The sequence below is a fragment of the Paenirhizobium selenitireducens ATCC BAA-1503 genome, from assembly GCF_000518785.1.
Lineage (GTDB): Bacteria > Pseudomonadota > Alphaproteobacteria > Rhizobiales > Rhizobiaceae > Allorhizobium > Allorhizobium selenitireducens.
In genome coordinates this window covers 242,504-268,543 of record NZ_JAEG01000008.1, presented here as the reverse complement: position 1 = coordinate 268,543, position 26,040 = coordinate 242,504, and the positions used below count along the sequence as shown (strand labels likewise).

The window sequence follows — 26,040 nt, the reverse complement described above, 5'->3', positions numbered from 1 at the left end:
CTAGACCGATTTCCGGCTGCTGCGATTGCTGCCGCAAACCAAGGTCAGGCTCGTGCACAGCGGCCGCCGAACCGCCAGATTTCCTGAAACCGAACACACAATCCTCCAACGTTCAGAGAGAGTATACCCTTTGAAAATTTAGGAGCTCTTAATTAGCATGGCCGAAAGATAGGCGAAGACGCAACGCGTGCCACGACAATATCGGAAACAAAGCGTGTGGCGGTGAAATCGTTTGGCTTCTGCTGTCTGTTTCCGAAGACCGGCGATAGGCCTAGACTCAGACCCTATTAATTAGGCGTCTTCCCGATTGGCCGTTGTTTTGATTCACTCATGGCAGGAGGATTTGCCATGAGTGATTTGTTTTTGCTGACGCCATCCCAGTTCAGCCGCATCCGTGTCTATTTCCCTCTCGCCCACGGCATCGAGCGCGTGGATGATCTGAGGGTCGTGAGCGGGATCATTTACGTTTTGAAACATGGACTTCAGTGGAAGGATGCGCCGAAGGAATACGGCCCACACAAGACGCTCTATAACCGGTTCATCCGCTGGAGCAGGCTCGGCGTCTTCAACCGGATTTTCGAGGCGCTTGCGGGGAAAGCAGGCCAACCCGACAGGCTGATGATCGACGCCACCCATCTGAAAGCCCATCGCACCGCAGCCAGTCTGCTAAAAAAGGGGCTCTTTCCCGCTGTATCGGACGAACGAAAGGCGCCCTGCATTCCGCCACGCAAGAAGCGACGTTACCCGGCCGACTACGACAAAGTCTTCTATAGGCAACGATATCGTATCGAGAACATGTTTGGCAGGATCAAGGACTGGAGGCGCATCGCCACCAGATACGACCGATGCGCCCACACCTTCCTATCCGCCATCCTCATCGCACCAACGTGCTGCTACTGGCTCGATTAATGAGTCCTGAGCCTAGAAGGCTCGCCCTGTCTTCTGATCGTTTTCGATCCGGGTGACGCAGCCGGTGATCTTGGCAAGTAGAATGTCGAAATCGATGGGCTTGGTCATGTAGTCGGCGGCACCCCCCTGGAGCCCGGCAATCACATTTTCCCTGTCGGCGAGTGCCGTCAGGAAAATGAACGGCACGTTTGAAATCTCCGGATGGTTGAGCTGGATTTCGGCCAGCACCTGGTGCCCGTCCATCTCCGGCATCGTGATATCGCAGATGACGATATCGGGCCATTTGGTCAGGATCATTTCCAGTCCCTCGCGTCCGTTGCGGGCCTGCAATGCCTTGAACCCGGCATCTTCCAGTTCTTCCACCAGAAGGGTGCGAATATCGTCCTCGTCTTCAATGCACAGGATAGTGATCTTGCTCATGCTGATTTCTCGCCTCAGGCGACCTCTATTTCGGGAGTGTTGGACTTCACTTTTTCCTGCGCAGCAAATGGAAGGCTTACGGTGAAGACCGACCCTCGGTCCTTCTCGCTTGCGACCGAAATCGTGCCGCGGTGAAGTTCGACGATCTGCTGGACCAGATTGAGCCCGATGCCCGTTCCGGCAATGCCGGTCGCAGTGCGTGCACGAAAATAGCGCTGGAACATCTTCGGTAGGTCGTCGGCATCAATGCCAACGCCCTGATCCTTCACCGAGACATGAACGCAGCCATCTTCCAGCCAACCCCGAACGAAGATGTCGGGTGAACCGGGTGCATATTTCACCGCGTTGGAGAGCAGGTTGGTGAAGACCTGCTGCAATGCCGATCGATCGGCGGTGATCGTAGCAGGCAAATGCTTCAGATCAAGATTAACGCGATGGCTAGGGGTGATATCGCGCTGGCTTGCTGCGCAAAGCCGGATCAACTCAACGATAGCGCAGGGTTCGGGCCGGATGTCGATCATGCCGTGGTCGAGCCGGCCGACGGCCAGAATACTCTCCATCAGGTCGACCATGCGCGCTACCGAAGCACGGATCTGTGAGACCTTCTCGCCGATAAATTCGGGGGTGACCTCGGTCTTGCGCCGTATCAGGCGCTGAGCAGCACCATCTATGATGGCGAGTGGCGTGCGGAATTCGTGCGACGCCATGGCGACGAACTGGCGCTGCTGCTCGTTTACGTGGCGTTCGTGGTTCAGCAATCGCTGCAGCTTCTTTGCCTGAAACTCGATCTCGGCCGTGCGCTCGGTGACGATCTCCTCGAGCCTGTCGCGATGATGCAACAGCTCGCGCTCGGCCATCTTGCGGGCGGTCACATCGACATAGGTCAGGACACAGCCGCCGCCGGCCGATGGCGTGGACCGTACCTCAAGCACCAGGCCGGAGGCCGTGTCGCGGTCAAAGGCGTGATCGACGAACAGCTTGACGTGGCGGATGCGCTCCTGCGCCAATTGCTCGACATCACCGGAGCCATATTCGCCCCGACGGGCATTGAACCGCAAAATGTCGGCAAAGTTGCACCCGGCCGGAAACAGTGCTTCGGGCAAGTCCAGGATCTCGTAGAGCCGCCTGTTGGTCATCGCGACCCTCAGGTCATCGGTCAGGACGCAGATGCCGCCTGGAAAATTGTCGATGGTGGTCCGCAGAAGTTCGAAGATATTGTCGCCCAGCCCCGGGCTGTCGGCCTCGATGCCGCCAGGCATGCCTGCGCAGGTGGTGACCGGAGGTTTCTCCTCCTGCCGCCGCTTGCCGCGGACGACGGTCGAAATATCCCACGCCAGTGCCTGCAGGACGGCTACGTGCTCGTATTCGGTGCCGTTGTCAGCATAGACCGCCAGGACGCCGATGGGCTCAGTCGTCGTCCCGCTGATTGGTACCAGTACCCTGGTGAGGAGAGTCCGGGGATCAGCGCATATCTGTACCGAGCGGCAGATGTCGATGGAGGTTTCGATCTGCGACCAATGGATGTTGTAGTAGCCGGCCAGTATCGCTTTCTGTGTGGCCGCGTCATTGAGATAGACGGCAGCCCTAGGCCTCAATTCCAATTGCTTGGTCTCGACTATGACGCGCAGGATATCGGGGATGACTTGGCCTATGATGCGGTCGGAATAGCCGACACGGAGCACTTCGCGCCCGGTGGCGGCCGCCCAGGATGCGATGTTCAAATTCTCGTGGCGCCGTCTATTCATGACTAGCCTAACCGGAGGTTGAATTTCGCTCATGATCTCGACGGGCGGTAAAGATATATTTAAGTACCGCAAAATATTCGAAGGTGGCAACAACGTTTGGCGGTCATGGGTGACCATCGCGTGCCAATGCCCTGTCGAAACCGCCCGCCTGGTGGGTCTTGTCGATGGCCAAGCAGTCGGGCTTCTTTCGATCGAAGATCCGGGTCACACATACCGGGTCGTTCTCAGTGGCAAACAGCAATCAACACCGCGCGGCGAACGATCGCGGGCTCGAGGCGATGCTGTGGCTGAGGAAAGGCTTTGGCTTTTCCGATGGCTGACCTGCCAATGATCAGAGCGGCTTGCTTGCACGCATCTTCGGACTTCAGAAAGCTAACAAGGCCTAAGCATCCATGTGGGCCCGGACCAGTCGTGGCATACGGAGATCTTTGCGGCGGGGGGCCTCGATTTACAAAGGCCTGAGAAACAGTCTCGGATCACCACGATGGCGCCGGACAAACCGCCATCCGCGATGCCTACATTCACCGTGACACTTTGGTGTACGTCCGCCGATGTAATAACCTTGCCGCACCTAGTGTTGACTAGTAATGCGATGATGAACGTTAAGCGGTCAACGAGGCCACTATGGCAACTGGCACGGTAAAATTCTTCGCCCAAGACAAAGGTTTTGGTTTCATCACCCCCGACAATGGCGGGCCGGATGTGTTCGTTCACATATCTGCTGTCGGCTTCGGTGGCTCGCTTCAGGATGGCCAGAAGGTCAGCTACGACGTGGGGCAAGACCGTAAGACCGGAAAGTCGAAGGCTGAAAACGTCTGCGTTCTCTGAAATCAGCTTGATCAGCCCCGTTCACGTATACGGGGCTGAAAGCGGTTCAACAGCCGCCTTGAGGGGGGGAACCTGCGACCCGTGGATTTTCATCACGTGGCTGGCAGCGGGTCCGTCCCCTCGCTCAGGATCGCGAGATATTTGCGGTAGCTGAACACACGGCCACGTTTTCGACCGGTCACCTCTTCGACGATTCCCACATTCTCCAAATCGGCGAGTGCGGCATTGACAGTCGGCGCAGACAGGCCCGTCGCCTGAACGATTTGACCTGGCGCCGCGCGGGAGAGCCCCATAAGCACCCTGACTGCGACAGGCGGGCATGACGAAGACGGAAGCCTTGCTGCCGTCCAAGCAGGAAGGTCGCCATTTAGGGTGACCGTCAGCAAACAGGAAAATGGGCATACCAGCTGCAGCGGGCCAGGCCCGCGAAAGCCGTTCGCCACCCGCAAGACCGGTTAAAAGGGTTGCCGCGGGAGGTTTAGCATAGCGACGGCCGCGGGACCAAATGAAGCGGTCCGACGAGGACCGTCCTCACCTTCCCGGCCGTGCGAGCGACCTGGCAATATCGATGATGTCGTCACGCGCCGCCGTCGGATCCTCCTTGTTCCAGGCAACCCCAAGCCCGATCCGGAAATCGATCCCGCGAACCCTCTTCAGAACGATGTCGCGATCGGGAAGCTCGGCCGTCCATTCCGGCGCAAAGCCGACACCCAGACCGGCCGACACCAGAGAGATCAGCGCAAAGGTGTCGTCGCAGGTGTAGACGACATTGCCGGTAAGGTCATGCTCCTCGAACTTCTCGGCAAAGTACCGCTCGGTGAAGGAGAGGTTTTGCCGCTTGAAGCTGATGATCTTCTGGTCCCGCAGATCCGAGACGGAAACCTCCTCGAGATCGGCCAGCGGATTGTCCCTGCCAACCGCCAGCTGATAGCGCTCATGGGCAATGGAGAAGAAGCGCAGCGAGCCGATGTTCTCGACCGGCCGGATGAAGCCGAGGTTGATCCGGCCGCATTCGATCTGGCGGATGATGTCGCTGGTGGATCCGTTGGAGACATGCAGGCGGATATCGGGATACTTCCGGCCGATGCGCGACAGAAACGCCGCGAGCACGCCGGTTGTGGCGGGATAGATGGTGCCGATCCTGATCTCGCCCACCGTCTTGCCGGCAACAGAGCGCGCCATCTCGGCCGAGAGCTCCAGATCGCTCTGCATCCTGACACAGCGATCGGAGAACACCTCCCCTGCCCTGGTCAGTTCCACCCGGCGCGTCGAGCGCAACAGCAACTGCACGCCCAGGGACTTCTATAGCGCCTGGACCTGCGTGCTCAGAGCCGGCTGGGCGATGTTCACCCTCATGGCGGCCCGACCGAAGTGCAGTTCCTCGGCAACGGCCACGAAATAGGAAAGCTGGCGGATTTCCATTCCTACGGCTCCATGACCCAAGGGAGGTTGCGCATCGTTCACTTCGTGTTCGCCGAGAATTACATTATGTTCTTATATCACTCCATATTGTTCGTGATCAGATCAGTGTTCTTGAGGAACAAATTGTTCCCATGGACGTCTTCGCGAAGAAATTGCAGGAGAGAGCAAAGCATTTGGGGATCTCAAGTGCGGAGGCTGCACGACGTTCTGGCTTAGACGAGCGCAGATATGGCCACTATTCGTCCGGCCGTAGAGAAGCGGACCTCGCGACGCTCGTGAGAATTGCCGAGGCACTTGGCACCACCCCGAACTGGCTCCTGGGCGTGACCGCTCCTGACCTTGCCGATCCAGAGTTAGCCGGACTCATCGCCCGATTCTCGAACGCTTCAAACGGAATGACAAAACAAGAGCTTGAAATGTGCGTGATCCAGGCTGAGGCAGTTGCCGCGGCTAAGCGCAAGCCGCGGCCAGAAAACTAGATCCTCCCGCCTTGAAGGGATTCGAACTCCCGACCCGCCCCACGCAAACTTAGTTCATTCGCATCGACGAATGTGCCGCTTCCTGAAGGACTTGCTCCAATCGGCCAATGGAAGGACGCTGCGGCCGGTCTTGAGGCTGTTCGAGATAGTAATTTCCCGGACCAGGCGTTCCAGGAACGAACGGGCAAACGACGAGGCCAAGGAAAGCGGCAATCGGACTGCATACGGGAAGGTGACCATTTCCACATGTGCCGCGCCACCATTGCGGACATTGATGCCGATGAAAAAATCGTCTCGCGAGACGCCCGATTGACAGATATCACCCGTTATCAGCACGACACCATCGTGCAAACCGTACACGTCAATTGTCCTCAATCGCGGGACAAAGGCGATGACCAAATCTGATCCGCGGATCTGGAAGACGGGCAACCGGTCGGCACCGTTGTTATCCGCCTGTAACAATGCCGGGTTACGAGAGGCCATTCCCTGATCGACAGCGCCTCCCGAACGCGGAGAGGCTCCGGTCGGTGGTTATACGTATAACCATACAGATACAGCTGGAGTCATCGATGGCACGCGGGAAACTGTCCGGACCGAAGGGCGCGACTTCCAGGGACGTCGCCCGTGCCGCCAATGTCTCCCAGGCGCTGGTGAGCCGGGCCTTTTCCGGCAACGGCCGGATCGCCGCCGATACCCGTCAGCGTATCCTCCAGGCCGCCGCCGAGATCGGTTGGCAGCCGAACGCGCTGGCCGCCAGCATGGTCACCGGCGACGCGCCGCTGGTTGCCGTCATCACCACCCGGCTGACCTTCGAATGGCGGGCGCAGGTCTTGTCGCATCTGCTGAAATCCTTCCAGGAAAGCGATCTCAAGCCGCTGATCTTCTATGCGGAGAACGACGACGAGGTCGATCGCCTGCTCGCCGACACGATCACCTGGCGCACGCGCGGCGTGATCGTCACGGCCGGCGTCGTCAATCCGCAAAGGGCGGACGCCATCTTGTCGCGCGGACAGTTCTTCGCCGCCCTGAACCGGCCCGGCAATCACGGCCACGCCTTTTCCGTCGCCACCGACAACCGGCTGGGCGGCGCCATGGCGGCGCGGCTGCTCCACGCTGAGGGCCGGAGGCGCTTCGCGGTGATCGCCGGGCCACAAGACAGCTGGGCGAGTGCGCGACGCTGCGAAGGGTTCCTCGCCGCGCTCGACGAGGCCGGTGGCGATGCGGCCGTCTGGAACAATGCCGACATGTCCATCGAAGCCGGCAAGGCAACGGCGCATCGTTTCCTCGATCGCCCCGGAAACCTTCGTCCCGACGGCGTCTTCTCGACCAACGACGCCATGGCGCTCGGTTTCCTCGACGGGCTTCGCGACCAGGGGATGACGGTCGGCGAGGACGTGTCGCTGATCGGCTACGACAACATCGCCGCTTCCTCCTGGACCCCTTACCAGCTCACCACCTTCGAACAGCCGCTCGACGAGATGGTGGCGCGGGTGCTCGCCTATATCGCGGCGCACCAGGAGGGCAGAGCGCTCGATTTCGCCGACAGCCTGTCGGGCACGCCATGCCGCCTGGATGCCGACGGCGTCATCCACTGCGCGCCGAAAATTGTTCACCGAACCACCACGAGAAGCCATTCATGAGCCCTGACCTCGACGACCGCCTTTTGCTTGGCGAAAGCCTTGTCCGCTACGCGGGAGAGACCGCGCTGGCGGCCTATCGCGACCCGGACCTTTCGATCAGCAACAAGTCGCCGGGCGACCTGGTGACCGACGCGGACTTCGCTATCGAAAAGGCCCTTCGCGCCCGCATCTCCGACAGCTTCCCGCACGACGGGATCATCGGCGAGGAATTCGGCCGGGAACACGCAAGCGGCGACTATCTCTGGCTGATCGATCCGATCGACGGCACCGTGAATTTCGCGCGGCGACTGGGCTATTTCTGCATTTCCATCGCCTTGCTCAAAGGCGGGCGTACCGTCGCCGCCTGGATCTTCGACCCGATCAACGACGAGTTGTTCTTCGCCGATCCGAACGGCGAGGCCTGGCTCGACGGCAAGCCGATCGCCTGCTCGGCGATCGACGTCATGACGGAGACCGTCGTCGGTCTCGGCTTTTCAGCGCGGCATGAAAAGAGCCTCTATGCGGCGCTGATCGGACAGCTGGCCCTGTCGGGCGCGGAGCACAGGCGGCTCGGTTCGGGCGCCCTGTCGCTCGCCCATGTCGCGGCGGGCAGGATCGAAGCCTATCTCGAACCGCACATGAACCCCTGGGATGCCGTCGGCGGCCTTTACATCGCGGCCTGCGCCGGCGCTCTGACCAATGACTATCTGGGTGCCGGCGGCCTCAAGGCGGGCGCCACCGTCTTTGCCGCTGCGCCCGGCATATCCAGACAGCTTCTGGCCGTCGTGCCGGAACCCTTTTCCGGCACTCCGCTCCATCGGGAAATGCGAGGCGGAGTGCCGGAAACGTTGCGAGACGATCGCAAACCTCACCCCAACGTGGAGACGATACAATGAAGACAGTCATCGCTGCATCCATCGCCATCCTTCTGGGAACGGCCGCCTTCGCGGCTGAACCCGTCGGCTCGGATAAATTCAACACCGATCCGGGATTTGATCTCGCCACGCTGACGGCGGGCAATTTCTATGATGTCATTGTTCCGCTTGCAAAAAAAGAGGGAACACTGACCTTCTACGATTTCACCGACTCCTTCGGCCCGCTGTTCAACGAGCACCTGCTTCCGGCTTTCGAGAAGAAGTACGGCCTCAAGGTCGAATATGTGCGCGGTGAAGGCGACGTCGCGATCCAACAGCTGATCGCCGCCCACAACACCAAGTCCAAGGCGCCTGCCGATGCCTATTTCATCTCGTCGGGCAAATATGCCGCAGTCCTCGATGCCGGTGTCGTCGCCAATGTCGCGCTGAACGAAATCCTGCCGTCCGGCAAGGGCCTCAATGCCGAGATCGCCACCTCGACGGGCGGCTTCGCCCATGGCGGCGTCTTCCTGCCCTTCCACCGCAACCAGACCAGCATCATCTACGACACCCGGACCGTCCCCGCCGACAAGGCGCCGGCCGATCTCGACGCCCTGCTCGCTTGGGCCAAGGAAAATCCGCAGAAGTTCATCGTCACCTCGCCGACCGGCGGCGGCTCCGGCAGCGGCTTCCTGCAGACGATCGCCTATGCCAAGGTCAAGGGCGACGACTGCCGCGCCGCCTTCACGAACTTCAAGATCAGCAAGGAAGAGTCCGCGACCTGGGCCGCCGGCGATTGCGCCAAGCCGGTCTGGGACTACTACAAGGAACTCCTGCCGGTGGTTGAAATCACCAACGGCAATTCCGACACGCTGAACCTGCTGGCCACCGGCGCCGGCGCGGTCGGCACCGCCTGGGAAGACATGGCCTACGACTTCCTCGGCCGGGGCCTGCTTCCGCCGACGATCCGCCAGGAAATCCTGGCCGAGGGCCAGGTCGGCGGCGGGGACGGCATGTTCCTGCCTGTCGACGGCAAGGCGCCGGCAGCCGGCCTGCTTCTTCTCGACTTCATGGTCTCGCAGGAAGCCCAGCTCGAAAAGCTGAAGGTCAACGGCTCGCGCTCGGCCCGCACCGACATTGATCCGTCCGCCACCTTCACGCCGGAACAGGTTGCCCGCCTCGTTCCGACCGAACAGTTCGCCAGCCGCGCCCTTCAGAACATGCCCAACAATCTGAAGAACGCCATGGCGGACTACTTCGCCGGCAATCTGCTGCGCGGCAACTGATCCGGCCAGTATCCGGCGGCACCTGCCATGGTGCCGCCGCCCTTCCCAAGCCAACGGGTGAACCATGGACGCCTCCATCTCGGTTCGAAATCTCGTCAAGGATTTCGACAGTCTCCGCGTATTGAAAGGGATCGACCTTGAGATCCCGGCCGGCCGGCTGGTGACGCTGCTCGGACCCTCCGGCTGCGGCAAGACCACGCTGCTGCGCGCGATCTCCGGCATCACCGATCCGACCTCCGGCGAGATCTGGCTGAAGGACCGTCGCATCGACGGCCTGCCGCCGGAGAACCGCAACTTCGGCATGGTCTTTCAGACCTATGCGCTCTTCCCGCATATGACGGTCGAGAAGAACGTCGCCTTCGGGCTCGAGATGCGCAATGTCGGCCGCGCCAACATCACCAGGCGCGTCCATGCAGCACTCGAACTCGTCGGCCTTGCCGGCCATGCCGGACGTCTGCCCAAGCAGCTGTCCGGCGGCCAGCAGCAGCGCGTCGCCGTTGCCCGCGCCATCGTCATCGAGCCGGACGTCCTGCTCTTCGACGAACCGCTCTCCAATCTCGACGCCAAACTGCGCGACAGTCTGCGCGAGGACCTGCGCCACCTGCAGCAGAAGCTCGCCATCACCTCGGTCTACGTCACCCACGACCAGTCGGAAGCCATGGCGCTCGCCGACGAGATCGTCGTCATGAAGGACGGCCAGATCGTCGAGCGCGGCTCGCCGATCGACCTCTATCGACGGCCCCGCTATCGCTTCACCGCCGAATTCCTCGGCATGACCAACGTGCTGGAGGCGGACATCGCCGGCAGCGAATGCCGCCTGCCCTGGGGCGAGGTGCGCCCTCTCGACAATCCCGGCGAAACCGATGTCGAAGGTGTGGCGATCCGTCCGGAAGACCTTGGCGTCCAGCCGGTCGAAGCCGACCATCACGGCGTGGTCGAGCAGTCTATGTTCATGGGAGCGGCGACCCATTACTGGATCGGCATCGGCGGCCGCACCGTGCGCGCCATCACCGCCGGCGGCCACATGGATATCCTCAAGAACGGCCAAAAGGTGAAACTGTCCACCCCCGCCCGGCTGCATCAGCTGAAGACCTATCGCGGCGATGAACGGAGGGCGGCATGAACGAAAAGCGCCCCGTCGAGACGCTCATGCTCGTTCTCTGCCTGCTTCCGGGGGTCGGCTATCTGGCGGCATTCTTCGGCCTGCCGCTGGTCCATGTGCTGATCGGCAGCTTCCGCAACAACGATCCGGCCGGGCCCGCCTTCACGCTCGACAACTGGATCACGCTGGCGACCAGTCCGGTCTATCTCGAGGGCGTCGTCTATTCGATCTGGCTGTCGCTGGCCCCGACGGTGCTCGGGCTGATCGTGGCGCTGCCGCTCTCGGCCATGATGCAGGCGAACGAGAAGAGCCGCAAACTCTTCGGCACGTTCTACCGCATTCCGCTGGTCGTGCCGGGCATCGTCGCCGCCTTCATCGTTCTCGTCATTCTCGACCGGGGCGGCATGGCCAGCCGGCTGCTGACGCCGCTCGGCCTCTCCCTGCCGCGTCTCGTACGGGACGAATGGTCGATCGGCGCGATCCTGGCGCTTTCGTGGAAGAGCATTCCGTTCATGACGCTGATCATCTCGGGCGCGATGGCAGCCATCAGCGTGGACGTGCTGGCGGCGGCCCGCACCCTCGGTGCCAGCCGCTGGACGATCCTGCGGCGCATTCAACTGCCGCTGGCCCAGCCGGGCATCACAGCTGCGATCCTGCTGACCTTCATCACCTCGCTCGGCTCCTTCGTCGTGCCGCGGCTGCTCGGTCCCGCCTATCCGATGCCGCTCAGCATGCACATGTACAAGGAGGGTTTCGAGAACGGCAACTGGCCGATGGTCTACGCCATGGGAACGCTACTCAGCGCCGTCGCGATCGTCATCCTGCTCATCTACTACGGCATCCTCGGTTCGCTCGGCCGCTCCGACGCCGCGCTTCAGGTCAAGGGATAGCATCATGGCCGCACTGACCCACAGCCAGCGCACCCAGGTCTTCGTCGGCCTCGGCCTCTACGGCTATCTCATCGTCACGCTGCTGTTTCCCATCGCCGTGATCGGCCTCTGGGCCTTCTACGATCCGAAGGTTGGCTGGTTCCCGCCCGATATCCTGCCGCGCTCGCTGTCCGTGTCGGCATGGGGCGAAGTGCTGACCGACCGCAACATTCTTCCCGCGGCAATGCTCAGCCTTGTCGTCTCCTGCGTGGTAACGGCATTGACTGCCCTCCTCGCCTTCCCCACCGCCTGGGCGCTCGCCCGCTTTCCCTTCCGCCTGAAGCGGGCGGTGGAAATGTTCGTGCTGGCCCCGATGATCGTTCCGGGCATCGTCATCGCCATCAGCCTTGGCGAATTGTTCTACCGGTTCGGCCTGGCGGGCACGGTGCTCGGCGTCGTGCTGGTGCAGACCGTCGGCACGCTGCCGCTGATGATCCGCATCCTGACGGCAACCCTCGAAGGCATCCCCGCCGAACTCATCCATGCCGCCCGCACGCTCGGCGCGACGCCGCGCCAGGCCGCGCTGCGCGTCGCCTTGCCGCTGGCCTGGCCGGGCTTCCTGGTCGGCGGCATCCTCAACTTCATCGCCTCCTTCGAGGAGTTCGAGAAGAGCTTCCTGATCGGCGCCCCGAAGGTCCAGACGCTCGCGGTGCGGCTGTGGACCTATCTCGGCGGCGACGTGCTGGTGCTGCCGACGGCCGCGGTCGTCACCTTCATCCTGCTCGTTCCCATGCTGATCCTTTTCCTCATCACCGAACGGCTGACCCGTGACGACGTCATGGCGGCCGGCCTCGGCAAACTCTGACCCAACAGGAGATCCGAATGCAAAAGAGCTTCCTCGCCCGCGAAAACGGTGCGGTCCATATCTGCGGCCATCGCGGCCACTCGATCGGCGCACCGGAAAACACGCTCGTCGCCTTCCGCGCCAACCACGCGCTCGGCGGCACGAGCATCGAGATCGACACCGTCCTGACCGCCGACCAGCAGATCGTCGTCATCCACGATCTCACGCTCGAACGCACCACCAATGGGACGGGCGCGCTCAAGGACAAGACCGCAGCCGAAGTCGCCTTGCTCGACGCCGGCTCCTGGTTCTCGTCCGCCTTCGCCGGCGAACGGGTGCCGACGCTCGCCGAAACCCTGGCACTCGCCCATGAACTCGACCAGGTCCTCGAAATCGAGATCAAGGAAAAGCTGCACACGGAGGCCTACACGCAGGCGCTGAAGACGGCCCTGGCCGATCCGCGCGACCTTGGCCGTGTGATGATGATCTCCTTCGATCATGCCCATCTGAAAGCCGTCAAGGCCGCCATTCCCGGGCTTCGCACCGGCGGCATCGTGCATGAACGTTATGCCGATCCGGTCGCGGTCGCCCGCGCCGCCAATCTTGACGAGCTTTGCATCGACCTTTCCGTCTTTGATCCGGCCGACGCCGAGGCGCTGCATGCCGCCGGCATCTCGATCCGCTGCCATGCCTACAAGCCGGAGAACATCGCGGAGATGGAGCGCGAGGGCCTGGAGCCGGTGAAAAAGCTCACGGAATATCTGCGTGCCGGCCTGCTGGACACGATCTCCGGCGATGACGTCGAATGGCTGAGCGAACTCGTGCGTCGTGTTACGCGCTGAAACGGACGACGCGGGCCGTCGCGGCCCAACGTAGCCAATCTCCAAAAACGGCAAAAGGAGGCCCGTCGCCGGGCCTCCTTTTCAGTCGTTCTTCGCTGCCTATTCCGCCGCGATGCGATGCGTTTCGGCGACTTCCGTGCCCGGAACGTCCTGATTGTGGTGCACCAGCGGACGGTTGCCCGTGACGCGACGCAAGAGCACGTAGAAGACGGGGGTCATGAAGATGCCGAAGAAGGTGACGCCGATCATGCCGGAAAACACCGCCAGACCCATCGCCGCACGCATTTCCGCGCCCGCCCCGGTCGACAGCACGAGGGGCACGACCCCCATGATGAAGGCCATGGACGTCATGAGGATTGGCCGCAGGCGAAGCCGGCTTGCCTCGATCGCCGCCTGGACCGGCGTTCGACCTTCGAACTCCAGTTCCCGGGCGAATTCGACGATCAGGATCGCATTCTTCGCCGATAGACCCACGAGCACCATGAGGCCGATCTGGGTGAAGATGTTGTTGTCCCCGCCCGTGTACCAGACGCCGGCAAGCGCCGCGAGCACGCCCATGGGCACGATCATGACGATCGCGATCGGCAAGGTCAGGCTCTCGTACTGCGCCGCCAGCACCAGATAGACGAGCAGCAGGGCGAGCGGAAAGACGACGATGCTCGAATTGCCGGCCAGGATCTGCTGATAGGTCAGGTCCGTCCATTCGAAGGTGATGCCGTTCGGCAGCGTCTCGTCGGCAATGCGCTCGACAGCCGCCTGCGCCTGGCCCGAGGAGAAGCCCGGTGCCGGGCCGCCATTGATGTCGGCAGCCAGGAAGCCGTTGTAACGCGTGGTGCGCTCCGGCCCCGTGGTGCTGTCGACCTTCAAGAGCGCCGAAAGCGGGATCATCTGCCCGCTGCGCGAACGGACCTTGAGCTGACCGATATCCTCGGGCCTCGCCCGGAAGGCGGCATCGGCCTGGACCCGGACGCTGTAGGTGCGGCCGAAGGCGTTGAAGTCATTCACGTAGAGCGAGCCGAGATAGATCTGCAGCGTCTCGAACACATCCGTCACCGACACGCCGAGCTGCTCCGCCTTCGAGCGGTCGAGATCGGCATAGAGCTGCGGCACGTTGATCTGGAAGCTGGAGAACAGGCCCGCAAGCTCCGGCGTCTGGTATGCCTTGCCGAGGAACGCCTTGGTCGCCTCGTCCAGCGCCTGGTAGCCGAGACCGGCACGGTCCTCGATCTGCAGCTTGAAGCCGCCCGTGGAACCGAGACCGTTGACCGGCGGCGGCGGGAACATGGCGATGAAGGCATCCTGGATGCCGGCGAACTTCTGGTTCAGCTGCATGGCGATGGCGCCGCCGGAGAGCTCGGGCGTCGTGCGCTCGGCGAAATCGTCGAGAACCGCAAAGACGATGCCCGAATTGGAGCCGATGGTGAAACCGTTGATCGACAGGCCGGGAAAGGCAATGGCATGGGCGACGCCCGGCTGTTCCAGCGCGATGTCGCTCATCCGCTTGATCACCTCTTCCGTCCGATCAAGCGTCGCACCGTCCGGCAATTGCGCAAAGCCGATCAGATACTGCTTGTCCTGCGCCGGCACGAAGCCGCCCGGAACCGCATTGAAGACGGTATAGGTGGCGCCGATCAGGGCGAGGTAGACGACCATGACCAGCGACTTGCGCGACAGGAGACCGCCGACGCTGCGGCCATAGCCGTTCGATGCCGCGCCGAAGGCCCGGTTGAAACCGCGGAAGAACCAGCCGAAGACGCTATCCATCGCTCTCGTCAGCCAGTCCTTTGGCGCATGGTGATCCTTCAGCAGAAGGGCAGCCAGGGCCGGAGAAAGGGTGAGCGAGTTGATGGCGGAGATGACCGTCGAGATTGCGATGGTCAGCGCGAACTGGCGGTAGAACTGACCGGAAAGGCCGCTGATGAAGGCAAGCGGCACGAAGACCGCGACCAGCACCAGCGCGATGGCGATGATCGGCCCGGAGACTTCCCGCATGGCGCGATAGGTCGCCTCGCGTGGCGACAGGCCGTTCTCGATATTGCGCTCGACGTTCTCGACCACGACGATCGCGTCGTCCACGACGATGCCGATGGCGAGCACGAGCCCGAACAGCGTCAGCGCATTGATCGAGAAACCGAAGGCATACATCACGGCGAAGGTGCCGATGATCGAGACCGGTACGGCGATCAGCGGAATGATCGATGCGCGCCAGGTCTGCAGGAAGAGGATGACGACGAGAACCACGAGGGCGACCGCTTCCAGAAGCGTGTCGACGACCTTCTCGATCGACGCACGCACGAACTCGGTGGTGTCGTAGACGATCTCGTACTTCACGCCGTCGGGCATGGCGAGCTGGAGCTGGTCCATGGTAGCGCGCACATTGTCGGCAATCTCGATGGCGTTCGAACCGGGCGCCTGCAGCACGGCAATCGCCACCGCCGGCTGGCCGTCGAGCAGCGAACGCAGCGTATAGTCTGCCGCGCCCATCTCGATGCGGGCGACGTCCTTGAGGCGCGTGATCTCGCCCTCATTGCCCGTCTTGACGATGATTTCGCCGAATTCCTCCGGCGTGCTGAGGCGTCCCTGGGCGTTGACGTTGAGCTGCAGTTCGACACCGCTCGGGCTCGGCGAAGCGCCGATGATGCCGGCCGCGGCCTGCACGTTCTGCTGGCGGATGGCATTGGTGATGTCGCTTGCGGCCAGCGCATGCTCGGCCGCCTTCTGCGGATCGATCCAGATGCGCATGGCATAGTCGCCGGCGCCGAAGACCTGAACCTGTCCGGCGCCCTCGATGCGCGCCAGACGGTCCTTGATGTTCAGCGTCGCGTAGTTACGCAGATAGGTCACGTCGTAGCGGTCGGTGGTCGAGACCAGGTTCACCACCATGATGAAGTCCGGCGAACTCTTGACCGTGGTGACGCCGATGGCGCGGACTTCCGCCGGCAGGCGCGGCTCGGCCTGCGAGACGCGGTTCTGGACGAGCTGCTGGGCCTTGTCCGGATCCGTGCCGAGCTTGAAGGTGACGGTCAGCGTCAGCACGCCGTCGGACGTCGCCTGGCTGTTCATGTAGAGCATGTCGTCGACGCCGTTGATCTGCTCCTCGAGCGGCGTTGCCACCGTCTCGGAAATGACCACGGGGTTGGCGCCGGGATAGACCGCGCGCACGACGATGGACGGCGGTACGACCTCCGGATATTCCGAGATCGGCAGCGAACGCATGCCGATCAGGCCTGCGACGACGATCAGGATCGACAGGACGGCGGCAAACACCGGCCGGTCGACGAAGAAGCGGGAAATACTCATTTCGAAGCCCTCTCCAGGGTGAAGTCTTGACAATGCGACCCGGGCCGGTGGGCAAAGGCCTACCAGCGGATCAGATGCAATGCGGAAAGGGCGGGGCTAAAGCGCCCCGCCGTCAGGTCAGTTCACGACCGCAGCAGCCTCTTTGGTCTGCGGATCGACCAGGGCGCCCGGACGCACGCGCTGCAGTCCGTTGACGATCACCTTGTCGCCATCGGCAAGCCCGCTGACGACGATCCGCTCGCCATCGGCACTGCTGCCGAGCTCGACCGGCCGATAGGTCACCTTGTTTTCGGCATCGACGACGAAGACGAACTTCTTGTCCTGGTCGGTCCCGATCGCCCGTTCGCTGACGAGGATCTTCCGGTCCGGCTGCGGGTCGCCCATGCGGATGCGCACGAACTGGCCGGGGATCAGCAGGCCTTGCGGATTGTCGATCACGGCGCGGACCTCAATGGTGCCGCTCGACGCGTCCACCTCGTTGCCGATCAGTTGCAGCTTGCCCTTGATCGGTGTGCCCTCGTCGGCGAGCGTGCCGATCTCGACCGGAATCTGGTCGATCGGCGGCATCGCGCCGTCGGTCGCCGGCAGGCGTGAAAGTGCCCGCGCGACGATCTCCTCGCTGGCATTGAAGCTCGCATAGATCGGGTCGGCCGATACAAGCGTCGTGAGCGCCGAGGAGGTGGAGCCGGCGGCAACCAGGTTGCCCGCGGTGATCGCGACCTTGCCGGCGCGGCCGGAAACGGGAGCACGCACCTTGGTGTAGTCGAGCTCGAGTACGGCGGAACGAAGAACGGCCTGGGCCGTCTTCAAGGCCGCTTCGGCTTCGGCGACCGCGTTCTGGCGCTGGTCCAGATCGCTCTGCGAGATCGTGCGATTGCTCGCAAGACGGCGGCCGCGTTCGAGTTCGGTATTCGCCAGCGCCACCTTGGCTTCCGCGGAGGCGACCTGCCCGGCTGCCTGGGCAACGGTCGCCTCATAGGGCGCGGGATCGATGGTGAAGAGGAGGTCGCCCGCCTTCACCAACGCGCCCTCGCGGAAATTGACGGACTGGATCGCGCCACCGACCCGGGGGCGGATCTCGACGCGATCGACGGCTTCCAGCCGGCCGGAGAATTCCTGCCAGGTCGTCACGTCGCGGCTCTTCACCACAGCGACGGTAACCGGGGTCGCCGGCGGGGCGGCGGCGGCGCCCGCCGCTTCCGTCTCGGCGGCTGCCTTGTTGAAAGGCAGGTCGAGGAACAATGCGGCTGCCGAAATGGACGCAGCCAGTCCCAGGCCGGTGCCCGCGAGGGCCCAGCGCTTTGCTTTCCTTGTCATGGTCTAGCTCCTTGCGGCCTTGGGGCGCCGCGTGTGATCAAATGCTCTAAGTGGTCGAAAGGGTCTTCAAATCAGATCTCTGAATGCCGATGTCGCGTACGAAACTCGCGAACTGGCTGCTTGCGCTTTCCTGCCAACTCGGGGTTTCCTCCGTCTTCCCGCCGTATACCGATGGCCAGCCTGTCCCGGGGGGAAGGACATGCTGTCGTACCTCGACGCCCGCGCTTTTCAGACGCTCGCCATAGAGCAGCGTCTCGTCGTGAAGCGGGTCGTCCTGCGATGTCAGCAGCAGCGCCGGCGCAATTCCCGACAGTCGCGAACAGGCGGACGGGGCTGCATAAGGGTGACAGATGCCGCCGCTCAGATAGTGGCTCCATCCCTCCGCCCAGAGGTCCCGCATGCCGATCGCATCCGCCTTGCGAAACGAAGGCGTCCCCATGAAAGGGTCGAGCAGCGGCGAAACCAGCACCTGGCCGTCCAGTTCGTCGGCGAAATGATCGCGGGCCTTGAGGCTGACCGCAGCGGCAATATTGCCGCCCGCCTCCGAGCCGCCGACAAGCAGCACGGACTTGCGATCGCCAAAACCCGCGCGCTTCTTCGCCATATAGGTGAAGATCGAAAACCCGACCTCAAGCGGCTTGGGGAAAACCGACCCGAGGGCATTGTAGTCCGGCACCACAACGATCGCGCCCGTACCCGCCAGGCATTCGGCCATCGGGCAATCGACGAGCCCGGCATGGCGAAACGCACCGGCGTGAAAATAGATCAGGACCGGTGGACCCTTGCCATATTCCGCGCCCTGATAGACCCGGACGGCGATGCGGCCCACGGCCACATTGTCCAGCGTCATATCCTTGATCTCCACCGGCATCGGACCGGTCACTCTGGACGCAATGCTGCCAGCAACAAGCTCACGAAGAGCATAACCGGCACGGGCAGATAACGCGGATAGCGCATCTCATAGACCTTTCCTTGTTTGCCGGCGGCTTTGAATCTTGAACGAGGTCGCGCAAGAGTCGCTCCTGGTCCGACAGGAGTTTCGAGAGCACGAATGCGATTCAATCGTCATGTGATCGACAATTGCGGACTTGGCCATCTGTCGAACTGTTTGCTTCTCTTGAAAACTAATCTACTTTATTCAGGAAACGGAACAAGCGCGAAAATACGAGCACACTGTTCGAAATTTCGAACAATATCGCATCGCATACTGACAGGAATCGTCACATGGATCAGCTATCAGCCATGCGCGCCTTCGTCCGGGTGGTGGAGATGGGCAATTTTACCCGCGCCGCCGAGGCGCTCAGCCTGCCCAAGGCCACGGTGACCAATCTGATCCAGGGTCTGGAAGCGCATCTTCACACCAAGCTGCTGAACCGCACGACGCGGCGCGTCATGGTCACGACGGATGGCGCACTTTATTATGAGAGAGCGACACAGATCATCTCCCAGCTCGACGAGCTCGACACCAGCCTGTCCAACTCGCACCTGTCGCCGAGCGGTCGGCTGCGGGTGGAAATGGCCGGAGCCTTTGCCGACTGGATCGTCATTCCGGCCCTGCACGACTTTCACGCCCGGTTCCCGGATATCCGCGTCGATCTGGGCGTCGGCGACCGCCCCGTGGATTATCTCGCTGAAAACGTCGACTGCGCGCTCCGCGGCGGCGTGCCGGCGGACCAGTCTCTGATCGCCCGTCGGGTTTCCGAAGTCTCGATGGTGACCTGTGCCGCGCCGAGCTATCTCGAAAAGCACGGTATTCCCGGGCATCCCTCCGAGCTCGAGGAAGCCCATCATTGCGTCAGCTATTTCACGGCCCAGAACAATCGTGCGATGACGTTCGCCTTCGAACGGACGGGCGAGAAACTGGAAATCAACGCCCGCTACGTCGTCGCGGTGAACGATGCCCGCAGCTACATGACGGCGGCGCTGAACGGACTCGGAATTTCTCCGCTGCCCTATTTCATGGTTTCTGACGCGCTGGCGAAGGGTGACCTTATCCGCGTCCTGCCCGAATGGCGCACCGAGCCTATTCCGCTCTACATCGTCTATCCGCCGAACCGGCACCTGAGCAACAAGGTCCGGGTTTTCGTCGACTGGATGGTGCGCCTGGTGGCGGAGCGGCAGCTCGACCGCACGCCGGAGCATGCAACGGGATGGCATCCTTGACGAAGGGCGCGCGCGTCTGTCCTTCAAAGGCGGGCCGCTGCCCTTCGACCCTGGGAGGCACCGCATTGACATCCTGCGCCAGAGCCTGCGCCAGCGCCGGAACGATCAGCGGGCCGAGAGAGAACCTCCTCAAGTCGTGCCCTTGGGAAGGCAGTCTGAGATCATGCTGTTTGATGTGCAGTGTCCCTCTCGTGGGCATGGTGGGCCTCGTGGTTGTCGGCGATGCCCCGCCAATCTCGAGGCTTACAAGGATGTAAAGGTGCAGAAGAAGGCGAAGGAGCCCATCGAGGCTGCTCTCGCATCCATCCAGTAAGCATCGCGTCCTGTGCGATGAAGGGCCGTTTCGGCCGGGCTGAAGCGGTCCTTTCCTTTTGTCAGGCTTGACGCATGGATCAAGTGTCAAGCTGTCGTCCCTGTGCGACTGAGATCGAACAAGACGCCGCCGATCCTCATCGGAGTCAGTCCCTCGGGCTGCCGTCACGGAGCGTTGCGCGAAAGGATGCTCGCTCAGCTCCCCGATTTCGTTGGTGATCTCCTCCTGTCGCTAGAGCATTTCCGGCGAAAACGGAGTCGCCTTAGATGCTCTATGTCTTTGTTTTCACGCAGTTCCGGACGCAAAACCGCTTCGCACTTTTGCTGGAACTGCTCTAACGGCGGGCAGAAACGGTGAGCGTTTCGAGAGTCTCTCAGACATTGCCCTGGGCCGAAAACATCGCCCGCATGCACGCCTCATTCTCTGCTGCGTACAATAGGACAACCGCTTCACGGAGCTCTGCGAAAATATACTCTTCGACCAGGCTCGCCAGCAGTCTGCGCGGCTCGAGGTCTACCAGCGGCGGCGAATCGGCTGAAATCGAAGGGAACAAGCTGTCGCTCGACGACATCGGAAGCCACCATGCCCGGAACGGCATGGACCTAGAAGACGTGCTGGACGTCTCCCCGTCCGATCCGTGCGTAGAGCGCGTCCATGATCCGATTGGTGAGGCTCGCTGCCTGCTCCGTCGAGGCGATCGTCTGCGCCGACCAATCGGGCACGATCTTGCACTCCACGGACGCCAGCAGCCCTCGGTCGCCCACGAGCAGAAGCCCGGTACCGCCTTCCGTCTCGACCTTCATCATGCCGCCGACATGCTCGAGGATGCGATGGCTGAAGCTTCCGGCAAATCCCTGTTCGGCGCAAAGGGCGATGATCACCTGTCCGCCGTCTCCGTTCTTCCGGCCCGACGGCTGGTCCCGCATCTCCGGCTCCACCGCCAAAGCCCGTCCGATGGCAAGAGCTGCCGTCGAGGCATAGGCCCGAACGCCGTCGACATGCTTGCCGGCCTCCAGCGTTCTCGCAGCCGCAATCCCGTCAACTGCCAGCAGGCCAGCAATTGTTCATAGCGCATCTTCCGCTCAGCGTTCGAAGGGTTCACCGAGCGAAGCGACCCCGTTTAGTTTCAGGAGGCGTTTGTCGGCGGAGATGATGCCGAGGACGATGATGGTAACGAGGTAGGGCAGGCTGGAGAGGAGCTGCGAGGGCAGGTCGATGCCGGTGGCCTGGGCTGCCAATCCCATCAGGGATACGGCCCCGAACAGGCAGGCGCCGAGGAAGACCCGGCCGGTGAGCCAGGTGCCGAAGACGACGAGCGCGATGGCGATCCACCCGCGGCCGGCGATCATGCCGTCGGCCCAGAGCGGGGTGTAGACGATTGCGGCATAGGCGCCGGAAAATCCGGCCATGGTGCCGCCAAAGGCAATGGCGGCGAGCCGCACGCCGATCACCGAATAGCCGATGGCATGGGCGGCCTTCGGGTTTTCACCGACGGCACGGATGGTGAGGCCGGTCCGTGTGCGCGACAGCAGAAACCAGACGCCGAGGGTGGCTGCGAGCGAGAGCCAGACGACGATATCCTGTACGAAGAGACCGCCGACAACGGGGATATCGGAGAGACCGGGGATTGCGAGCTTCGGCAGGCCTTTCACGGTCAGGCTCTCATAGGTCTTGCCGAACAGGGCCGACAATCCCTGTCCGAGAATGCCGATCGCAAGCCCGGTTGCCACCTGGTTTGCGCGAAAGCCGAGCACGATGAAGGCGAAGAGGAGCGAGAGCAGCGCGCTCGCCACTCCGGCGGCGATGAAGCCGAGAAAATGGCCGCCGCCGTTAAAGGTGACAATGAAGGCGATTGCCGCACCCAGTGCCATCAGGCCTTCGACACCGAGGTTCAAGACGCCGGCGCGCTCGACGACGAGTTCGCCAAGGGCTGCGAGCAGAAAGGGTGTCGCGGCGGCCAACATGCCCGCGATGATGAATTCGACGGCGTTCATGTCGGTCTCCGGTGGGCTGCGTGCGGCCATTCCAGCCGGTAGCGAACAAAGGCGGCGGCCACGAGATAGGCAAGCAGCAGGCTGCCCTGGAAGACGCGGACGGCGGCAACCGGCAGGTTGGCGGACACCATGGCGTTGTCGCCGCCGATATAGAGCGCTGCCATGAATAGCGACGACACCATGATGCCGATCGGGTGAAGGCCGCCGAGATAGGCGACGATGATTGCGGCATAGCCATAGCCGGTGGCGATCGAGCGTTGCAGCTGGCCGACGGGCCCCGCCACTTCCGCCGCTCCGGCAAGGCCTGCGGCAAAACCTCCGATCAGGAGGGAGAGCCAGATCGCCCGCTTTTCACTGAAACCGGCATAACTGGCTGCGCGCGGAGCCAGGCCGCCGACCTGCAGCCTGTAGCCCATGAAGCTCTTCTGCATGAAGATCCAGGCGGCAATCGACAGCGCCACTGCCAGAAGCAGCGAGACATTTACCCGCGTCCCCGCGATCAGCGCCGGTATCATGGCGTCGTATTGGAACATCACCGATTGCGGGAAATTGAAGCCGTTCGGATCCTTCCAGGGGCCGAGCAGCAGGTAATACAGCAATTGCGCGGCGACCAGGCTCAGCATCAGCGAGACGAGAATTTCGTTGGCGTTGAGGCGGGCGCGCCAGAAGGCGGTGATCGAGGCCCAGAGCGCACCGCCAACGGCACCCAGAAGCAGCATGGAGGGCCAGATCCATGCGCCTGTCGCCTGCGGATACCAGATGGGTATGGCCGAGGCGAAGATCGCGCCGAGGATGAACTGGCCTTCGGCGCCGATGTTGAAGACCTTGGCGCGAAAGCCGATCGCCAGCCCCTGGGCGATGAAGAGAAGCGGGCCTGTCTTCAACAGAACCTCAGAGAAGGAGGCCCAGGAAATGAAGGGCTCGAGCAGCATGGCATGCATGACCGCTGCCGGGTCCTTTCCCATCAGCCGGTAGAGGCCGAGGTTGAGAATAATGGTGACCGCAATGGCAACGAGCGGCGCCAATACGGTCGCTGCAAGCGATGCGCGTTCGCGACGCACGAGGGCCGGCAGGAAAGAAGAAACTGGCGTGCTCATGAGGCAGGCTTTCCGGATTCGAGTTCTGATCCGATCATGTAGCGGCCGACATCTTCCGGCTTGGTGTCGCGCGTTACCAGAGGTGGGCTGAGGCTGCCGTGATGCAGGACCTGGATGACGTCGCTGAGCTCGAACAGTTCTTCGAGTTCCTCCGAAATCACCAGGATCGCCATGCCCTCGTTGCGCAGGCTGATAAGCCGACGGCGGATGGCTGATGCCGCGCCGATATCGACACCCCAGGTGGGCTGGGCGACGAAGAGCAGCTTCGGCGCCAGCATGATCTCGCGGCCGACGATGAATTTCTGCAGATTGCCGCCGGAGAGCGATCCTGCTTCGGTATCGGGCCCGGGCGTGCGGACATCATAGTCGCGGATACAATCGCGCGCGAAATTCTCGGCCCGGGTCTTCTCGACGAAACCGCGACGGACAAGTCCTTTCGGGTGGGCGGTGAGGAGGCCGTTGAGCGTCAGCGACATTTCCGGCACGGCGCCCCGGCCAAGCCGGTCTTCCGGCACGAAAGCGAAGCCGAGCCTGCGGCGGGCGGCTGCACCGATCGGGCCCACATCCCTGCCCATCATGAAAATGCGGTCGCGGTCATCGCGCCCGAGTGTCGTCTCCCCTGATATCAGCGCCGCCAGTTCGCTCTGACCGTTGCCCGAGATCCCGGCGATACCGAGGATCTCTCCTGCGCGCACGTTCAGGCTGATTTTCGACAGAGGAACAGCAAAGGGATCGTCAGGTTTGTAGTCCAGCCCGATGAGCTCGAGGCGCTTGTCGCCCGCAGCCGTTGTCGCCGCTGGCATCGGCGCGGGCATGTCGCGGCCGATCATCATGCGGGCCAGGTCATGGGCGTCGTGTTTCCGGGGATCGACATGGCCCGCCACCTGGCCAGCGCGCAGGATCGTTGCATGATCGCAGAGCGCCCGGATCTCTTCGAGCTTGTGGGAAATGAAGAGGATGGAGACGCCCCCGGCGCGCAGCTTGCGCAGGGTTTCGAACAGCCTCTCCACAGCCTGCGGCGGCAGAACGGATGTTGGCTCGTCGAGAATGAGCAGCTTCGGATCCGTCATCAGGCAGCGAATGATCTCGACCCGCTGCCGCTCGCCGACCGAGAGTGCATGAACATGGGCAAAAGGATCGACCTCCAGGCCGAAATCGCGGCCGAGCGTGCGCATGCGCTCGGCAAGCTCGGCCTTGGTGCCCGCCATCACCAGCTGGATGTTTTCGACCACGGTCAGCGTCTCGAACAGGGAGAAATGCTGGAACACCATGGCGATGCCGCGGCGCCGTGCCTCGGCCGGAGAGGCGAGCGTCATCGGCTCGCCATTCCAGGAAATCGTCCCGCCGTCCGGTTGCTCGACCCCGTAGATGAGCTTCATCAGGGTCGATTTGCCGGCGCCGTTTTCGCCGAGGATCGCATGGATCGATTGCTGCGCGACATCCAGGCCAATCTCCTGATTGGCCTGGATCTGTCCGTAGCTCTTCGAAATGCCGCGAAGCGACAGGAGAGGCGGTGTCATGTCTTACTTCGGGAGCGGCGTTGCAACTCCCTTGACGTGCCAGTTCATGGCGGCGATGTCGCCGTCCGGCAATGTTGCGCCCGCGGCCACGCCCTCGCTGCCATCGGCCTTGGTGATTGGGCCGGTGAAGGGCGAGAAGCTGCCGTCTGCGATCTTGGCTTCGAGTTCCTTGATCTTGGCCATTGTTTCGGCAGGGATATTCGGGTTCCAGTCCACCACTTCGACAACCGCCTCCGCTACGCCGAGGAAGGCATTGGCGCCGACGAACTTGCCGGCGAGATGGGCATCGACGGAGGCCTTGAAGAAGGGCGACCAGTCGGTGGTGACGCAGCCGAGATAGGTCTTTTCGGCGTATTTCTTCATCGACGAGTTGAGGTTGAAAGCATAGACGCCAGCCTCCTCACAGGCCGAGATGACCGACGGCGTGTCCTGGGCGTTGGAGAAGATCACGTCGCAATCCTGCGCGATCAGTGCCTTGGCGGCTTCCTGTTCCTTGGCCGGATCGAACCAGGAGTTGACCCAGACGACGGAGACTTCGATATTCGGATTGACGGTCTGCGCACCAAGCGTGAAGGCGTTGATCGAGGTGATCAGCTCGGGAATAGCGAAAGCCGAGACGGAACCGAGCTTGCCGGTCTTGGAGAGCGCGGCGGCTGCCATGCCGAGCAGGTAGGTGCCCTGGAAATACTTGGCGGCAAAGGGCGAAAAGTTCGGTGCGACCTGGAAGCCCGAGGCATGCAGCACGGTGACCGAAGGGTCACGGCGCGCGATCTGCAGGGCGCCGTTCTGGTAGCCGAAGGAGCCGGCGATCAGGACCTTGTTTCCGTCTGCAACCACCTTGTTCATGATGCGATCGGCATCCGGACCTTCCGCGACATTCTCGATGACGGAGATCTTCACCTTGTCGCCGTAAGCAGCCTTGACCGGTTCGAGCCCGGCGGCGAGTGCGTGGGCCCAGCCGACGTCGCCGACGGGCGAGGGCACGACGAGCGCGATGCCGAGCGGTTCGTCGGCTGCGAAGGCGGAGCGGCTGGCGAAGACGCCGGCGAGGCCGGTCGCTGCGGCCGCCTGCATCAATGTTCTGCGGGTCAGGTTGGTCATGGTTGCTGTTTCCCTC

The 26,040-nt window shown here is 62.5% G+C and carries 22 protein-coding genes and 3 pseudogenes; 12 read left to right on the top strand and 13 right to left on the bottom strand.

The window, feature by feature from the left end; translation table 11 throughout:
* The first annotated feature begins 348 nt into the window (after positions 1-348).
* On the top strand, positions 349-909 hold the full coding sequence (locus L867_RS26870; protein ID WP_084638546.1) for a transposase: 561 nt from the start codon (positions 349-351) through the stop codon (positions 907-909).
* 12 nt (positions 910-921) lie between these two features.
* Here the strand turns inward: L867_RS26870 and L867_RS0112870 are convergent, their stop codons facing one another.
* Positions 922-1,329: a response regulator transcription factor gene (locus L867_RS0112870; protein WP_037173286.1), complete on the bottom strand. Its 408-nt coding sequence runs from the start codon at positions 1,327-1,329 to the stop codon at positions 922-924.
* Positions 1,330-1,343: 14 nt separating this feature from the next.
* A complete protein-coding gene (locus L867_RS26450; protein WP_051438958.1) occupies positions 1,344-3,050 on the bottom strand; it encodes a sensor histidine kinase in 1,707 nt (568 codons plus the stop codon).
* A 261-nt stretch (positions 3,051-3,311) separates the two neighbouring features.
* Here L867_RS26450 and L867_RS27375 point away from each other — a divergent pair.
* Together L867_RS27375 and L867_RS0112860 are read left to right on the top strand one after the other, a co-directional pair.
* Positions 3,312-3,460 (top strand): annotated as a pseudogene (locus tag L867_RS27375) (IS6 family transposase); the annotation flags it as partial.
* 238 nt (positions 3,461-3,698) lie between these two features.
* A complete protein-coding gene (locus L867_RS0112860) occupies positions 3,699-3,902 on the top strand; it encodes a cold-shock protein (protein WP_028737275.1) in 204 nt (67 codons plus the stop codon).
* A gap of 92 nt (positions 3,903-3,994) precedes the next feature.
* Here L867_RS0112860 and L867_RS27965 read toward each other — a convergent pair.
* Positions 3,995-4,168 (bottom strand): annotated as a pseudogene (locus L867_RS27965) (Fic family protein); the annotation flags it as partial.
* 265 nt (positions 4,169-4,433) lie between these two features.
* Positions 4,434-5,324, bottom strand: a pseudogene (locus L867_RS25180) (LysR family transcriptional regulator).
* Between the two features lie 131 nt (positions 5,325-5,455).
* Here L867_RS25180 and L867_RS0112850 point away from each other — a divergent pair.
* Positions 5,456-5,803: a helix-turn-helix domain-containing protein gene (locus L867_RS0112850; RefSeq protein WP_028737274.1), complete on the top strand. Its 348-nt coding sequence runs from the start codon at positions 5,456-5,458 to the stop codon at positions 5,801-5,803.
* A gap of 54 nt (positions 5,804-5,857) precedes the next feature.
* Here the strand turns inward: L867_RS0112850 and L867_RS0112845 are convergent, their stop codons facing one another.
* Positions 5,858-6,286, bottom strand: coding sequence for a hypothetical protein (locus L867_RS0112845; RefSeq protein WP_146086559.1), 429 nt, complete (start codon positions 6,284-6,286; stop codon positions 5,858-5,860).
* An 86-nt stretch (positions 6,287-6,372) separates the two neighbouring features.
* Between L867_RS0112845 and L867_RS26445 the strand changes: the two genes are divergently transcribed.
* The 7 genes from L867_RS26445 to L867_RS0112810 all read left to right on the top strand — a co-directional run bounded on the left by L867_RS26445 (position 6,373) and on the right by L867_RS0112810 (position 13,219).
* Positions 6,373-7,443: a LacI family DNA-binding transcriptional regulator gene (locus tag L867_RS26445; RefSeq protein ID WP_028737272.1), complete on the top strand. Its 1,071-nt coding sequence runs from the start codon at positions 6,373-6,375 to the stop codon at positions 7,441-7,443.
* Positions 7,440-8,318: an inositol monophosphatase family protein gene (locus L867_RS25170; RefSeq protein ID WP_051438957.1), complete on the top strand. Its 879-nt coding sequence runs from the start codon at positions 7,440-7,442 to the stop codon at positions 8,316-8,318. The genes L867_RS26445 and L867_RS25170 overlap by 4 nt, the downstream gene beginning before the upstream one ends.
* On the top strand, positions 8,315-9,562 hold the full coding sequence (locus L867_RS25165; RefSeq protein WP_051438956.1) for an ABC transporter substrate-binding protein: 1,248 nt from the start codon (positions 8,315-8,317) through the stop codon (positions 9,560-9,562). Before L867_RS25170 ends, L867_RS25165 begins: the two co-directional genes overlap by 4 nt.
* 64 nt (positions 9,563-9,626) lie before the next feature.
* Positions 9,627-10,685, top strand: coding sequence for an ABC transporter ATP-binding protein (locus L867_RS0112825; RefSeq protein ID WP_028737271.1), 1,059 nt, complete (start codon positions 9,627-9,629; stop codon positions 10,683-10,685).
* Complete coding sequence (locus tag L867_RS0112820) at positions 10,682-11,554, top strand: ABC transporter permease (RefSeq protein WP_028737270.1); 873 nt, start codon at positions 10,682-10,684, stop codon at positions 11,552-11,554. The genes L867_RS0112825 and L867_RS0112820 overlap by 4 nt, the downstream gene beginning before the upstream one ends.
* Before the next feature lie 4 nt (positions 11,555-11,558).
* A complete protein-coding gene (locus L867_RS0112815; protein WP_028737269.1) occupies positions 11,559-12,398 on the top strand; it encodes an ABC transporter permease in 840 nt (279 codons plus the stop codon).
* A 17-nt stretch (positions 12,399-12,415) separates the two neighbouring features.
* Entirely contained in the window at positions 12,416-13,219 is an 804-nt protein-coding gene (locus L867_RS0112810) for a glycerophosphodiester phosphodiesterase (protein WP_028737268.1), read from the top strand.
* Between the two features lie 99 nt (positions 13,220-13,318).
* On the opposite strand, the gene L867_RS0112805 is transcribed toward L867_RS0112810, so the two are convergent.
* From L867_RS0112805 to L867_RS0112795, 3 genes are all read right to left on the bottom strand, one after another.
* Positions 13,319-16,519, bottom strand: a complete 3,201-nt coding sequence (locus L867_RS0112805; RefSeq protein WP_028737267.1) for an efflux RND transporter permease subunit — start codon at positions 16,517-16,519, stop codon at positions 13,319-13,321.
* 117 nt (positions 16,520-16,636) lie between these two features.
* Positions 16,637-17,836: an efflux RND transporter periplasmic adaptor subunit gene (locus tag L867_RS0112800; protein ID WP_028737266.1), complete on the bottom strand. Its 1,200-nt coding sequence runs from the start codon at positions 17,834-17,836 to the stop codon at positions 16,637-16,639.
* Between the two features lie 46 nt (positions 17,837-17,882).
* Positions 17,883-18,707, bottom strand: a complete 825-nt coding sequence (locus L867_RS0112795) for an alpha/beta hydrolase fold domain-containing protein (RefSeq protein ID WP_028737265.1) — start codon at positions 18,705-18,707, stop codon at positions 17,883-17,885.
* A gap of 353 nt (positions 18,708-19,060) precedes the next feature.
* Between L867_RS0112795 and L867_RS0112790 the strand changes: the two genes are divergently transcribed.
* The gene (locus L867_RS0112790) at positions 19,061-19,999 is read left to right on the top strand and encodes a LysR family transcriptional regulator (RefSeq protein WP_028737264.1); all 939 of its coding nucleotides are present in this window, start codon (positions 19,061-19,063) and stop codon (positions 19,997-19,999) included.
* 915 nt (positions 20,000-20,914) lie between these two features.
* Here L867_RS0112790 and L867_RS26435 read toward each other — a convergent pair.
* From L867_RS26435 to L867_RS0112755, 5 genes are all read right to left on the bottom strand, one after another.
* Positions 20,915-21,238 (bottom strand): F0F1 ATP synthase subunit gamma, encoded by a 324-nt coding sequence (locus L867_RS26435; RefSeq protein WP_028737261.1) that lies wholly within the window; start codon positions 21,236-21,238, stop codon positions 20,915-20,917.
* Between the two features lie 156 nt (positions 21,239-21,394).
* The gene (locus tag L867_RS0112770; protein WP_028737260.1) at positions 21,395-22,306 is read right to left on the bottom strand and encodes an ABC transporter permease; all 912 of its coding nucleotides are present in this window, start codon (positions 22,304-22,306) and stop codon (positions 21,395-21,397) included.
* Entirely contained in the window at positions 22,303-23,403 is a 1,101-nt protein-coding gene (locus L867_RS0112765) for an ABC transporter permease (RefSeq protein ID WP_028737259.1), read from the bottom strand. Before L867_RS0112765 ends, L867_RS0112770 begins: the two co-directional genes overlap by 4 nt.
* Entirely contained in the window at positions 23,400-24,923 is a 1,524-nt protein-coding gene (locus L867_RS0112760) for an ABC transporter ATP-binding protein (RefSeq protein ID WP_028737258.1), read from the bottom strand. Before L867_RS0112760 ends, L867_RS0112765 begins: the two co-directional genes overlap by 4 nt.
* A 3-nt stretch (positions 24,924-24,926) precedes the next feature.
* A complete protein-coding gene (locus L867_RS0112755) occupies positions 24,927-26,024 on the bottom strand; it encodes a BMP family ABC transporter substrate-binding protein (protein WP_028737257.1) in 1,098 nt (365 codons plus the stop codon).
* Between the last annotated feature and the right edge of the window lie 16 nt (positions 26,025-26,040).

Bases quoted from the DNA above. Each gene is read 5' to 3' on its own strand.
- L867_RS26870 (WP_084638546.1), top strand. From the start codon at position 349: ATGAGTGATTTGTTTTTGCTGACGCCATCCCAGTTCAGCCGCATCCGT.
- L867_RS0112770 (WP_028737260.1), bottom strand. From the start codon at position 22,306: ATGAACGCCGTCGAATTCATCATCGCGGGCATGTTGGCCGCCGCGACA.
- L867_RS0112815 (WP_028737269.1), top strand. From the start codon at position 11,559: ATGGCCGCACTGACCCACAGCCAGCGCACCCAGGTCTTCGTCGGCCTC.
- L867_RS0112810 (WP_028737268.1), top strand. From the start codon at position 12,416: ATGCAAAAGAGCTTCCTCGCCCGCGAAAACGGTGCGGTCCATATCTGC.
- L867_RS0112845 (WP_146086559.1), bottom strand. From the start codon at position 6,286: ATGGCCTCTCGTAACCCGGCATTGTTACAGGCGGATAACAACGGTGCC.
- L867_RS25170 (WP_051438957.1), top strand. From the start codon at position 7,440: ATGAGCCCTGACCTCGACGACCGCCTTTTGCTTGGCGAAAGCCTTGTC.
- L867_RS26445 (WP_028737272.1), top strand. From the start codon at position 6,373: ATGGCACGCGGGAAACTGTCCGGACCGAAGGGCGCGACTTCCAGGGAC.
- L867_RS26435 (WP_028737261.1), bottom strand. From the start codon at position 21,238: ATGCGGGACCAGCCGTCGGGCCGGAAGAACGGAGACGGCGGACAGGTG.
- L867_RS0112790 (WP_028737264.1), top strand. From the start codon at position 19,061: ATGGATCAGCTATCAGCCATGCGCGCCTTCGTCCGGGTGGTGGAGATG.
- L867_RS0112805 (WP_028737267.1), bottom strand. From the start codon at position 16,519: ATGAGTATTTCCCGCTTCTTCGTCGACCGGCCGGTGTTTGCCGCCGTC.
- L867_RS0112755 (WP_028737257.1), bottom strand. From the start codon at position 26,024: ATGACCAACCTGACCCGCAGAACATTGATGCAGGCGGCCGCAGCGACC.
- L867_RS0112795 (WP_028737265.1), bottom strand. From the start codon at position 18,707: ATGCCGGTGGAGATCAAGGATATGACGCTGGACAATGTGGCCGTGGGC.
- L867_RS0112825 (WP_028737271.1), top strand. From the start codon at position 9,627: ATGGACGCCTCCATCTCGGTTCGAAATCTCGTCAAGGATTTCGACAGT.
- L867_RS0112760 (WP_028737258.1), bottom strand. From the start codon at position 24,923: ATGACACCGCCTCTCCTGTCGCTTCGCGGCATTTCGAAGAGCTACGGA.
- L867_RS25165 (WP_051438956.1), top strand. From the start codon at position 8,315: ATGAAGACAGTCATCGCTGCATCCATCGCCATCCTTCTGGGAACGGCC.
- L867_RS0112820 (WP_028737270.1), top strand. From the start codon at position 10,682: ATGAACGAAAAGCGCCCCGTCGAGACGCTCATGCTCGTTCTCTGCCTG.
- L867_RS0112860 (WP_028737275.1), top strand. From the start codon at position 3,699: ATGGCAACTGGCACGGTAAAATTCTTCGCCCAAGACAAAGGTTTTGGT.
- L867_RS0112800 (WP_028737266.1), bottom strand. From the start codon at position 17,836: ATGACAAGGAAAGCAAAGCGCTGGGCCCTCGCGGGCACCGGCCTGGGA.
- L867_RS0112870 (WP_037173286.1), bottom strand. From the start codon at position 1,329: ATGAGCAAGATCACTATCCTGTGCATTGAAGACGAGGACGATATTCGC.
- L867_RS0112850 (WP_028737274.1), top strand. From the start codon at position 5,456: ATGGACGTCTTCGCGAAGAAATTGCAGGAGAGAGCAAAGCATTTGGGG.
- L867_RS0112765 (WP_028737259.1), bottom strand. From the start codon at position 23,403: ATGAGCACGCCAGTTTCTTCTTTCCTGCCGGCCCTCGTGCGTCGCGAA.